The 12,451-nt window shown below is 58.6% G+C and carries 9 protein-coding genes; 6 read left to right on the top strand and 3 right to left on the bottom strand.

What is annotated here, in order from left to right; all coding sequences use genetic code 11:
• Positions 1-10 precede the first annotated feature (10 nt).
• From prmC to AAIH70_RS18985, 5 genes are all read left to right on the top strand, one after another.
• Positions 11-895, top strand: a complete 885-nt coding sequence (gene prmC, locus AAIH70_RS19005; RefSeq protein ID WP_132276892.1) for a peptide chain release factor N(5)-glutamine methyltransferase — start codon at positions 11-13, stop codon at positions 893-895.
• Positions 896-1,234: 339 nt separating this feature from the next.
• Entirely contained in the window at positions 1,235-2,185 is a 951-nt protein-coding gene (locus AAIH70_RS19000; protein ID WP_132276890.1) for a DUF4167 domain-containing protein, read from the top strand.
• Between the two features lie 384 nt (positions 2,186-2,569).
• A complete protein-coding gene (locus AAIH70_RS18995) occupies positions 2,570-3,298 on the top strand; it encodes a uridylate kinase (protein ID WP_245519248.1) in 729 nt (242 codons plus the stop codon).
• 121 nt (positions 3,299-3,419) lie between these two features.
• Positions 3,420-3,770 (top strand): VOC family protein, encoded by a 351-nt coding sequence (locus tag AAIH70_RS18990; RefSeq protein WP_132276888.1) that lies wholly within the window; start codon positions 3,420-3,422, stop codon positions 3,768-3,770.
• 239 nt (positions 3,771-4,009) lie between these two features.
• Positions 4,010-4,972 carry a class 1 fructose-bisphosphatase gene (locus AAIH70_RS18985; RefSeq protein WP_132276886.1) on the top strand — a complete coding sequence of 321 codons (963 nt, stop codon included), beginning with the start codon at positions 4,010-4,012 and terminating at the stop codon, positions 4,970-4,972.
• A gap of 88 nt (positions 4,973-5,060) precedes the next feature.
• On the opposite strand, the gene AAIH70_RS18980 is transcribed toward AAIH70_RS18985, so the two are convergent.
• Complete coding sequence (locus AAIH70_RS18980) at positions 5,061-5,240, bottom strand: hypothetical protein (protein ID WP_132276884.1); 180 nt, start codon at positions 5,238-5,240, stop codon at positions 5,061-5,063.
• A gap of 326 nt (positions 5,241-5,566) precedes the next feature.
• Between AAIH70_RS18980 and clpB the strand changes: the two genes are divergently transcribed.
• Positions 5,567-8,167, top strand: coding sequence for an ATP-dependent chaperone ClpB (gene clpB / locus AAIH70_RS18975; RefSeq protein WP_132276882.1), 2,601 nt, complete (start codon positions 5,567-5,569; stop codon positions 8,165-8,167).
• A 60-nt stretch (positions 8,168-8,227) separates the two neighbouring features.
• Here the strand turns inward: clpB and AAIH70_RS18970 are convergent, their stop codons facing one another.
• Both AAIH70_RS18970 and AAIH70_RS18965 read right to left on the bottom strand, forming a co-directional pair.
• Positions 8,228-9,643, bottom strand: a complete 1,416-nt coding sequence (locus AAIH70_RS18970; RefSeq protein WP_132276880.1) for a Dyp-type peroxidase — start codon at positions 9,641-9,643, stop codon at positions 8,228-8,230.
• Between the two features lie 351 nt (positions 9,644-9,994).
• The gene (locus AAIH70_RS18965; protein WP_132276877.1) at positions 9,995-11,944 is read right to left on the bottom strand and encodes a M23 family metallopeptidase; all 1,950 of its coding nucleotides are present in this window, start codon (positions 11,942-11,944) and stop codon (positions 9,995-9,997) included.
• Between the last annotated feature and the right edge of the window lie 507 nt (positions 11,945-12,451).

Raw genomic sequence — 12,451 nt, 5'->3', positions numbered from 1 at the left:
GGATGGCCCGATGAAAAACCTGGCTGAGGCGGTGATGGCCGCCAAGGGGCGGTTTGCCGAGGCGGGTCTGACAGACGCCGCCTTCGAGGCGCGTTACCTGATCGGCGGTCTTTTGGGACTTTCGAACACGCAGGTGTTTACCGGCGGCGACCGGCTGCTGACGCTGGCCGAGACGGCAAAGATTGCCGATGCGATCGACCGGCGGGTGCGAAACGAGCCGGTGCACCGCATTCTGGGGTTTCGCGAATTTCACGGGCTGAACCTGAAGCTCTCGAAAGAGACGCTGGAACCGCGACCCGACACCGAAACGCTGGTGGAGGCGATGCTGCCACATGCGCAGGCGATCGCGGCGCAAAAGGGCGGGGTGCGGCTGCTCGATATGGGCACCGGCACCGGCGCGATCGCGCTGGCGCTGGCGAAAGCCCTGCCGCAATTAACGGCTGTCGGCAGCGATATTTCGCGCGACGCCCTTGATACGGCTGCAGCCAACGCCCACCTCAATGGGGTGCAGGACCGGTTTCAGCCAAAGGAAAGCCGCTGGTTCGACACTATTGAGGGACGTTTCGACATAATCGTGTCAAATCCTCCCTATATATGCACGGATGTAATTCCCGAGCTGGCGCCGGATGTTCGAGATTTCGATCCCGCCGCAGCATTGGATGGCGGCCCGGACGGGCTGGATGCCTATCGCGACATAGCAGACGGTGCCCGCGGCTTCCTTGAGCCGGACGGACTGATCGGTCTGGAAATCGGTTATGACCAGAAGGAAACGGTCACCGAGATTTTCAAGGCACAGGGTTTTGCGTTGATCGAAGCATTGCGTGATTACGGCGGAAACGACCGTGTTCTGGTGTTGCGCGACGCGTTGCATGGTGACATCCAAGCAAAAGCATGACAGCCGAATAACAAAGCTTGTGCGAGACTTAGCGCGTTTTGCACAAGCGAAAGAAAAGGCTTGGAATTCCGCGGGAAGCGGGCTAGGTTCGGATCACGCATTGGGCAGCTGGGGATGAACGAGTTATCGTTCGGGTTCAGATCAACCGGAGTTCGGCTTTTTTCGAAGAGCTTCGAGGGTTGAGCCATTCCCGGTGCGTGATCAGACAAACCGACCTTCACATGCAGCAGCACGGCGATAACGCCTGCATGCCGCCAGTGAAGCCTTGGTCCGGCGCGTGGCCGGCACGGCCAGCGTGGCCCTTTTATCAGCAAAACAGAGAATTCAGGTGAAAGATCGATGAGGCCAGGACAACAGCAGAATAAGCGTGGTCGAGGGCGCGGCAGCAACAACAACAGTGGCGGCGGTGGTGGTGGTAACAACTTCAACCGCAAGGGCCAGAACCCCCTGACACGTACTTATGACAGCTCCGGTCCCGACGTGAAGATCCGTGGCACGGCGCAGCATATCGCAGAAAAATATGCGACACTTGCGCGCGACGCCCAGAGCTCCGGCGACCGGGTCATTGCAGAAAACTACCTGCAGCATGCCGAGCATTATTATCGCATCATTGCTGCTGCACAGGCGCAGATGCAGGAACGTTTCCAGGGTCAGGAACGTCAGGACTATAATGGTCAGGACGATCGTGACGGCGACGACATGGACGGCAACGATTACGACGACAGCATGGGCGCGCAGCCGGTCATCGACCAGCAGCCGCGCGAACAGGGCAATCGTGGTGATCAGGGACGTGATCAAAACCGCGACCAGAACCGCAACCGCGATAACCGTGGCGAGCGCCAGGATCGTGGCGACCGGCAGCCGCGCGGCGAACGCGACGGCAATCGTGACAACCGCGGCAATCGCGGCGATCGCAATGTTGCCGAGGGCGCCGAGCAGGTGCAGGCGGTCAAGCAGGATGCAGCGCCGGAAACGGTGGCAGCTGTTGCCGAGACCGACGAACAGCCGCGCATCGAGACCCGTGAGCGCCAGCCGCGCCCGCGCCGCGAGCCGCGTGAACCGCGCGTTCAGGCGCCCGTGGCAGCTGCCGTGGACGACGGCACCGGCCCGCAGCCGGTGATCGAAGGTGTTCCGGCCGAAGTGGCCGCGGAAGAGGCCGAAGCGACGGCTGCGCCGCGCCGCCGCGCCGCGCCGCGCCCGCGCCGCCAGCCGCGCAAGACCGCCGAAGGTGCCGAAGGCGATACGGCCGGCGACAGCAAGGCCGAACTCGCGGATGTTGCCGGCGAATAAGGTTTTTCGCCGGGTTTGAAATAAGAGCCGTCCCGGTTGGGGCGGCTTTTTTCGTTTTTGGGTGAGTTTGGGGGGCAGGGGAGGCAGATTTGCCGCCATGGTGGTCTTGCTGAGGTAAAACAGCCGTAACGCAGGAAGGCGAATTGATAAGGCGACAGGATCCGAACCTGCGCGAGCCCAAAAAAACGGAGCGGGGCCTGCAGCGCGCCCGCCCGCGATAAACCACTCCCCCACGCCTTTCCCGACGATAGTCGATGAAAGCACGCGTTGGAACCTTGCTCGATCCCGTCACATGGGCAGCTTTGCGCCAACAGCGGTTATCCAGACACAAAACCTTCAACTAACGTCTGTAGTTCCGCGATCACAGTCTGTGTGGAGTACGCCGTGACCATTTCGAACCGCCCCGCCGCCTTGAAGGCACTGGCAGACGCCGTATCAAGTATTGATCTAGCCCGACCACTTCGAGTCGCGATTGATGGTCGGACAGCTTCCGGGAAGACAACGCTCGCGGACGAGCTTGCCAAGGAGCTTCGGTCATCAGGTCGAGAGGTCATTAGGACGTCGATTGACGGCTTCCATCGGCCGAAGGCTGAAAGATATGCGCGAGGTCGCTATTCGCATGAGGGATACTATTACGACGGGCGCGATCTTATCGCAATTAACTCCCTACTGCTGTTGCCACTAGGACCAGAGGGAAACCGCGAATACCGCACGGCATCTTTTGACCTGCTGAAAGATGAACCTATTGAGCAGTTTGCCAAAATCGCATTGGCAGACGCCATATTGATCGTAGATGGCACTTTCCTGCAGCGCCCTGAATTGGCTCCGAATTGGGATTTGGCGATTTTCATCGACACAAACAAAGCCACATCTGAAAAACGGGGCGTCGGGCGCGACACGGAATTGCTGGGCGGCATCGACGCTGCGCGGCAACTATACGCTAGCCGATATCAGCCCGCCTACGATCTTTACGAAAGCATTTGTGCGCCTAGCACCAACGCGGATGCCTTGTTCAACAATGAAGACATTGAGAACCCAGTGCTGAAGATCAATGCGTCTGGCAGACTGCAGCGTGGGTATGAACGCTCTGGGCCAAAGGCCGTCATGGCGTAGAAGCGGCATTTGCGGTCATAACCAGACAGATTTCAACATGTCATAGACGCAATGTTTCCTTGCCCAAATTCTGGAAGTGGTCTTTGTTGACCGGGTTTTAGCGCCAACATCGAGGTGCCTCATGCTGCGGCCATTTGTGCCTTCCCAAGATCATGATCTGTCGAGGCGGTTCTATGAAGCACTTGGATTTGAAACCAAATATGCGGACGGGGGCATAGCCGTAATGTCTAACGGCAATGACAGCTTTATCCTGCAGAACTTCCACATAAAGGAATTGGCAGAAAACTTCGTGTTGCAGCTAACTGTCCCACAAGCAGATGCCTGGTGGAAGAAATACGATCCCAAACGTGTCGCGGAGCATTTCGGAACGAGACCGCCCACGCCACCAACATTGCAACCCTGGGGCATGATTGTCGGTTTTATCCACGATCCTTCGGGCGTACTCTGGCACGTCACTGAAGCAAGGTCGTGACCTCCTACCGTCCGCTTTGGGCCGAAAGCCGTCATAGCGGCGTTTGCCGGGCACAATTCATCTGCAAAATCCCTGCAAGTCGCCGGTTCCGCGCCTTTCCTATCCCCAAAATCCCGCGCCCGCCCATTTCCGTTATATTGCAGTGCGCTATGTGATTTAGCGATTACATCTCGATATTTACCGCAGTGCGCAAAATCATTACGCTGCTGCACAACCCAATTTTGTCAGGAGGAGCAGCCATGACGACGTTCGAAACCTTTCTTGAAGGCCAGAAGGCAAACGGGCTTAGCGGCGAGCTGATCGCAGTGCTGGCGGAAATTGCGCAAGCCACACGGAAGATTTCGGACACGCTGAAAACATCGGCGCTCGATGGTCTTACCGGCGCGACAGAAGAAACCAATGTGCAGGGCGAAACACAAAAGCCGCTGGACATTCTTTCCAACGACATTCTGCTGGATGCCTGCCGCAAGGTGCCGTCCGTTTCCTTCGCTGTTTCGGAAGAGCTCGATGCGGAGGTGGCGATCCATGCGGGTGGCAAATATGCCGTCATCTTCGATCCGCTCGACGGATCTTCCAATCTCGATGTGAACGTCACCGTCGGTACGATCTTTTCGGTGATCGAGGCGAAGACGGCGCAAGACATTCTCAAGACCGGCCGCCATCAACTGATTGCCGGTTATGCCGCCTATGGGCCGCAGACGACCCTGGTTCTGACCACCGGCAAGGGCGTGCAGATTTTTACGCTCAATGGCGATGGCATCTATGTGCTGACCACGGCGGATGCGAAGATCGTGCCGGAAGCCAAGGAATTCGCCATCAATGCTGCACGCCGCGCCTCGTGGGACGATGTGGTTGCCGCTTACATCGAGGATGCGATCGACAGCGGTCACAACATGCGCTGGGTGGGGTCGATGGTGGCCGATACGCACCGCATCTTCAACCGTGGCGGTGTGTTTCTTTACCCGGCCGACCGCAACAAGCCCGCGTCCGGCGGCCGTCTGCGGCTGCTTTACGAAGCCAATCCGATCGGTCTTCTGGTGGAAGCAGCCGGCGGTGAGGCGATTATCGGCGACAGCAAAATCCTCGACATCGAGCCGACCGGCCTGCATCAGCGTGTGCCGGTGATTTTTGGCTCCAAGGCCGAGGTCGACAAGCTGGCGGCGGCTTATGGCGCGCGCGTGCTGGAAGCGGCGGCAGAGTAAGATTTTCGGGGGAGAGGGGAGGCGGCGATTGCTGCCTTTCGAGAAAACTCGATGCCCGGGCAGACAAGCTTCCGTCCGGGCGTAAATATCAGAACAGCGTCGAGTGGCTTTCGCATTCATCACGCGCTTCGTCGAATTCATCGACATGCGCCTGCGCAAACGCCTGGAACTCGGGATCGCTGATATGCTCGACACCTTGCGGCAGGCCGTGGTCGTGGATCAGGGTCTTGAACGTGTTGATGAGCTGGGTGGTCTTGTCTTCCGACATGGTCTTTACCTTCCAATGTTGACGTGAAGTGCACCCCCGAAAACTTCACAATCGTCATTTGGGGACGCAAATGCCGTGACAAAATGGCATTCACGCTTTTCTGATCCCATGCTCACGAAGCCGCGATTGCGCAGTGGCGGCCGCCGCTTTCAGGGGCTTGCATCGGCGATGCCAAAACCTTTGCCGGCCTCCTTTAAAACCGCAAAAGCCGCTCCCATATTTTCATCGAAGCCGTGACCAAGGCTCGAGGGCTTGCCGCAATCGGGAGCCCGATCCCAACCGTCGTTTCGTGCCGATACGGGCGAGGCGATTTCAGGAGGTAAGACATGAACATTGAAAAATATTCCGAACGCGTGCGCGGTTTCCTGCAGTCTGCCCAGACGCAGGCACTGTCCGACGGACACCAGCAATTCGCCCCCGAACATGTGCTGAAAGTGCTGCTCGACGACGATCAGGGCATGGCCTCGGCGCTGATAGACCGTGCCGGCGGCAATGCCAAGGAAGCGCGCATTGCCAATGATGCCGCACTCTCGAAACTGCCGAAAGTCTCCGGTGGCAATGGCGAAATATATCTTTCGCAGCCCTTGGCCCGCGTATTTTCCACGGCGGAAGATGCTGCCAAGAAGGCCGGCGACAGTTTTGTCACCGTCGAACGCCTGCTTCTGGCGCTTCTCATCGAAAATTCGGCCTCGACCTCGGCCAGCATGAAGAAGGCAGGGCTGACGGCGCAGGGTCTTAACCAGGTGATCAACGATTTGCGAAAAGGCCGCACCGCCGACAGCGCCACTGCCGAACAGGGTTTTGAGGCGCTGAAGAAATATGCCCGCGACCTGACCGCCGATGCGCGTGACGGAAAACTCGATCCGGTGATCGGCCGTGACGACGAAATCCGCCGTACGATCCAGGTCCTGTCGCGCCGCACCAAGAACAACCCGGTCCTGATCGGTGAACCCGGCGTCGGCAAGACGGCGATCGCCGAAGGTTTGGCGCTGCGCATCGTCAATGGTGACGTGCCGGAAAGTCTGAAAGACAAGCAGTTGATGGCGCTCGACATGGGCGCGCTCATTGCCGGTGCAAAATATCGCGGTGAATTCGAGGAGCGGCTGAAGAGCGTGCTTAACGAAGTGCAGTCGGAAAACGGCAATATCATCCTGTTCATCGACGAGATGCACACGCTGGTGGGTGCCGGAAAATCCGACGGCGCCATGGATGCGTCCAACCTTTTGAAGCCGGCTCTTGCCCGCGGCGAGCTGCATTGCGTTGGTGCGACCACACTCGACGAATATCGCAAGCATGTGGAAAAGGATCCGGCGCTTGCCCGTCGTTTCCAGCCTGTCGTCGTGGATGAGCCGACCGTCGAGGACACGATCTCGATCCTGCGCGGCCTGAAGGAAAAGTACGAGCAGCACCACAAGGTGCGCATCTCGGACTCCGCTCTCGTTGCGGCCGCAACCTTGTCGAACCGCTACATTACCGACCGGTTTTTGCCGGACAAGGCCATCGATCTGATGGACGAAGCCGCGTCGCGGCTGCGTATGCAGGTGGATTCGAAGCCGGAAGAACTGGACGAGCTTGATCGCCGCATCATGCAGCTGAAGATCGAGCGCGAAGCCTTGAAGAAGGAAACGGATAGTGCTTCCGCGGATCGTCTCGTCCGGCTCGAAAGCGAGGTAACCTCGCTGGAAGAGCAGGCGGATGCGCTGACGGCCCGCTGGCAGGCGGAAAAGCAGAAGCTTGGCCTTGCCGCCGACCTGAAGAAGGAACTCGACGACGCCCGCAACGAGTTGGCGATTGCCCAGCGCAAGGGCGAGTTCCAGCGCGCCGGCGAACTGACCTATGGCGTCATTCCGGATCTGGAAAAACGTCTGGTCGAGGCCGAAGCGCAGGATACCTCCGCCAATGCCATGGTGCAGGAAGTCGTCGATCCCGACGCGATTGCCCATGTGGTTTCCCGTTGGACCGGTATTCCTGTCGACAAGATGCTGGAAGGCCAGCGCGAAAAGCTGCTGCGCATGGAAGACGAGCTGGCAAAGTCGGTCGTCGGTCAAGGGGATGCGGTGCAAGCCGTGTCGCGTGCGGTTCGTCGTTCGCGTGCGGGTTTGCAGGATCCGAACCGGCCGATCGGCTCGTTCATCTTCCTGGGTCCAACAGGTGTGGGCAAGACCGAGCTGACCAAATCGCTGGCGCGTTTTCTGTTCGACGACGATACCGCGATGGTGCGGCTCGACATGTCGGAATATATGGAAAAGCACTCCGTCTCACGGCTGATCGGTGCCCCTCCGGGTTATGTCGGCTACGATGAAGGCGGCGCGCTGACCGAGGCGATCAGGCGCAAGCCCTATCAGGTCGTGCTGTTCGACGAGATCGAGAAGGCGCATCCGGACGTGTTCAACGTTCTTCTGCAGGTGCTCGACGACGGGCGTCTGACGGACGGGCAGGGGCGCACAGTCGACTTCAAGAACACCATCATCATCATGACCTCGAACCTCGGTTCGGAGTTTTTGACGCAGATGAAGGATGGCGACGACAGTGACAGCGTGCGCGAACTGGTGATGGCGCAGGTGCGCGGCCATTTCCGGCCCGAGTTCCTGAACCGCGTCGACGATATCATCCTGTTCCATCGCCTCAGACGCGATGACATGGGCGCGATCGTCGATATCCAGTTGCAGCGGCTGTTGCAGCTTCTGGCCGATCGCAAGATCGAACTGGAACTGGACGACGATGCCCGCATCTGGCTGGCCAACAAGGGCTATGACCCGGTCTACGGCGCACGTCCGTTGAAGCGGGTGATCCAGAAATTCGTTCAGGACCCGCTGGCCGAGGATATTCTCGGCGGCAAGATCCCGGACGGGGCGACCGTCAAGGTGACGTCGGGATCGGATCGGCTGCTGTTTCGCGTGAAGGGCAGTTTGAGCGAGGCGGCGTAATATAGCGCGGAGGGCCGTCTTACGGCGGCCTTCCCCATTTCCTTATCTGCCCGCGCCTTCCTAAATATTTTTCAGGAAGGCGAGAGAAGGCATGAAGAAATACTCCCCGCCTTTCATCGTGACGGTCCTCGGGGGCGCGGCAACCGTTTTGATCGACTTCGCATCACCCCATTTGACGGGACAACTGATGGCGGGACGCTGCGCGTCGTTAGGCGTTTGGCCGATAATTGGATCGACACCCGGCGCAGGCGAACCATCCGGAACCTCTGGAAAGCCGATACCGTTCGCCCACGCCACCTGCGTAAACTCGAATTGCTGTCCGATATCGCTGTTGAAGGCCATGAACAGCAGACCGACATCCTTTTCCGGCTTGTTGTCGATCCTGCCGTCATTGAGGTCGTCCGTCCTTATGCCATAGGTCTGACCGCGCCGGGCCATGATATGGGTTCGCTCCTGCTTCTCCGGTTGACCGAAACCGCCGCTGCCGCGCGGATTGGTCTTGCGGATGTGGCCGGCGAAAGGGCATTTCGCACCCTTCGTGTCACTGGCATAGTTGAAATTGTTGGGGACCGGACTTTCGACACCGTCCTCAAACTGCATTGTCACCGGCGTGCCGTCTTCGAAACGTCCGACCAGCATGGCACCCGCGCGTTCATCGCCCGGAATGCCTAGACTGTTGGCAAAATCGCGCTCCGATTCTTTGAAGAGCCTGACATTCTGTTCAAGCTTACGGAAGATGAAATAGCTTCCGCAATGCACATCCGGATCGGGTGCGCCTGGATCAGGGACAATCACCTGTTTGAGCGGACAGCTCGGATTCCAGTCGGTGATGCCATCAGTATCCTGTTCTTCGGCACTGACGTCCTCCTCCAGAAAAAGTGGCTGGCTTCGCCCATCGACATATCCGAAATGTTCGATGCCCTCGGCATTGTCATTGTGCTGCCCAAGCCCATCCTGCCTTGCGAGGACAGAGACCCCCTCGCCAGCGTTTACCCAGGCAACGACCTGCGCCAGCGCCGCGTCTCTCGTGCCGCTCAGCATGTCGCCGACGAGGATCACCGCATGAATTTTACTCGGTTTGCGAAAATGCTCTTCCCATTCTTGCGGGTTCGGATCGTTAAGCTTGGGATTTGCCTGCATGCCCTGGACGAAGGCAGGGTCGGACGGGACGATCGGCAGGTCGAGGGCGATATAACCTGCCCTGCTCAACCCGACGCCGATATAGGATGTTCCCGGCACCATGGTTTTCTTGAATGTATCGATTTCCTTGAAGTGTCGCCACGCGGACTTCATACCGCCCGCGACGGTGCGCAAGAACGCACGTCCGCCGGCCGGATCGTCGAAGCTGAGAAACAGCACAGTCAGAAATTCCCTGACATGGCCTTTCAGAATATTGGGCTGCAAATTATCGAGCATAACACGCTCGGCGCCGGCTGCCTTTTTCCATGCGATCGCATTTTCAAAGTCGATAGCCATCGGATCCCCCCGTGGTTGCTGTTGAGTACCACGGCATTATTGCTTAAAATTGTATTTTGTAAACAATTACCCCTATGGTTGTGTTTTTGCTTGATTATTATTCTTTCCGGCTATCGTCTTAACGACCAGGTTACAAACCATCGACCTTCCTGGATCGGCATATCAATGCCGTCTGCCATCCGCGCTCTTGCGGTTTCCGTAATGGGGCGCCAAGTCGATCGCGCCTGAAAGGCGAAAGGATGTGCTGAAACATGCCATCGATCCGCTGGCAGCGTCCGGCAGCGTAGCCGCCGCCCAAGAGACGCTGACGTGATCTTACTTGTCACGAATGATTACGGGAGGAAGGCCGGTTTAACGGCTGGCGACCTGATCGGCCGGCTGGCCGTTCGGGCCGAGCAGGGTGTCGATGCGCTTGCGTTCCTGTTCGAACTTGGCGAGCGCCTTGCCGTCCAGCGATTTTCCGCCCGGCAGACGCACTTTCAGCGGATCCACCTTGGCGCCGTTGACGATCAGTTCGTAATGCAGGTGCGAACCGGTCGACTGTCCGGTCGTGCCGACATAACCGATCACCTGACCCTGCGTGACTTTTGCCCCTTCGCGTACGCCCTTGGCGATCGCGCTCTGGTGATTGTAGGAGGAGACATAGCCGTTGCCGTGGCGGATCAGCGTCTGGTTGCCGTAACCACCACTATCCCATCCGGCCTTTTCGACAATGCCATTGCCGGCCGCGATGATCGGCGTGCCGCGCGGCGCTGCCCAGTCCGAGCCGGTATGCATGCGCGAATATCCGAGGATCGGGTGACGGCGCATGCCGAAACCAGAAGTGAAGCGGCCGTTCGGCACCGGGTTGCGCAGCAAGAACTGCCTGACGCTCTTGCCGTCCTGATCGTAATAATCGACCGAGTTGTCGTCGGTGTTGAGGAAACGATAGAAACGCGTGCTGTTGTCGCCGAATTTCGCGTTGACATAAAGAAGTTCGGAATTGGCTGTCGCCTGGCCACTCTGGTCGGCAACCGAGAAAAACGCTTCGATCGAGTCGGTCGGTCGCAGCTGTGCCTGCAGGTCGACATTGCTGGCCAGCAGCTTGACGAGCAGTGACGTCATGTCGGAGGTCATGCCGTAGGAGAGGGCGGCGCGAAAAATGCCGTCATAGATGCGTGGCAGTTCGCGGCCTGCAATCATCGGCGGGGCGCTGTCGTCAAAGGCGGTGTCGACGGCGTCGAGCTTCATCGGCTCCTGGCCCTCGATGAAACGGCCGCGATCGTCGAGCGCGATGGTCATTTGGTGATTGCCGCGGCGATAGATGCTGGCGCGGACGATCTGCACCATCTCGCCTTCCTGGATCAGGCCGATACGCAGCACTTCGCCTTGCGAAAGCTTGTCCGAGCCGAGATGCTGGGAGAGACTGCCGGCAAGTTCCGCCGCCTGCGCCTTCGGATAACCGACGGCGGTCATGGCAGCGACCACGGTCATGTCCTGGCGCACCGGAATGACGTCATCGGCATAATCGCGGGTTTTGGGCGTGACCGGCTCGGGTTCCGACACCGTCATGTTTTCCTCGACAATGCGGGCCGAGAGAAGATTGGTGCCGTCGAGATGGTCGTCTTCGCTGTCGAAACGGCGCGGATCGACATAGGCCAGACCCGAAACCTGGCTATTGCCATCGGTCAGCAGCGAACCGTTGGTGCGAACATTCTCTTCGACTTCATCAACCGACATGCCGGGGGCATAGGTATAGGAGCCGCGCGTGGCCGGGAAGGGAACCGTCTGCAGGCTGACATCGGTCTCGACCGTGGAGCCATAGATAAGACCGGTGCGGTTGACCGGCGCATCTTCGCTGCTGGTCTCGCCGGTGGAAAAGATCGTCAGCGGATTGAAGGACGGATAGTCCTCGGTGGCGACGTGGTTGGCGGCCAGCTGCATCTTCACATGCGAAAAGGGCTGGCGGCGGATGATTTCCTTGGAACCCTCGTGCACGACGGTCGCCACATCCATGACCTTGCGGTCGGTCGGCATGGCAACGATGTTGGCGCCGAGCAGGCGTTTGCCGCGCGTCACGCCATCGCCATCATGGGCGTCGGGAACAGAGGCATAGGCTTCGGCGGGAATGGCCAACTGCTGGCGGCCGTCGAGCGCTGCAAACAGCGCGACACCCATCAGGATGGACGAGGTGATGCCGGTCAGAAAGGTGCCGGACAACCAGCGCAACGAAATCTCGCGACGGTCGGGTGCGCGCCGGCCATCCGCAAGGATGGGGGCCTCGTTGCCGAGCGAACGGATCATGTTGCGGGGTGTCATCATGCCACTCGTTACCAATTTCCCGTTTTCAACCGGGCCCGTCCTGTTTCTGCGCCATTCTATATGAGGCCGCTTGGCCGCAAGATGTGCCCTTTTCGGGGCTTCGAGTCAAACAACCGATGACGGTTCGAGGCAATGCTTCACCGGCGGCTATGGATAAGGGTGTTCCCCCCTCTCTATAGAAGCACAAGGTTGACCGAAACATGCCGCATGAAACCCACTCTTTCAAAGTGGGTCTAATCGCGGGATGATGATGGTCACCGGCGCATCGTCACGTCCCAGCCTGACCATCGAATTGTGATCTTGTCGGGGCAGGACGAGGGCAGGCCACAGTTTCTTATCATTTTGATGAAGCGGCGGCACGAAATGGCCGATGCCGGCCGTCATATTAGGCATGATTCAAGCGATAAATTGCTTATTCACAGAATAACCTCATAAAAATCAGCTACTTATCACATTTTTGTATTTTTATGAATTTGGTGTGTTGACGTTTTTATGTGTGTGGGACTA

It is taken from the genome of Neorhizobium sp. BT27B (assembly GCF_050455485.1).
GTDB lineage: Bacteria > Pseudomonadota > Alphaproteobacteria > Rhizobiales > Rhizobiaceae > Neorhizobium.
Note: the sequence above shows the minus strand (reverse complement) of the source record. Positions and strands in the feature narration are given on the sequence as shown.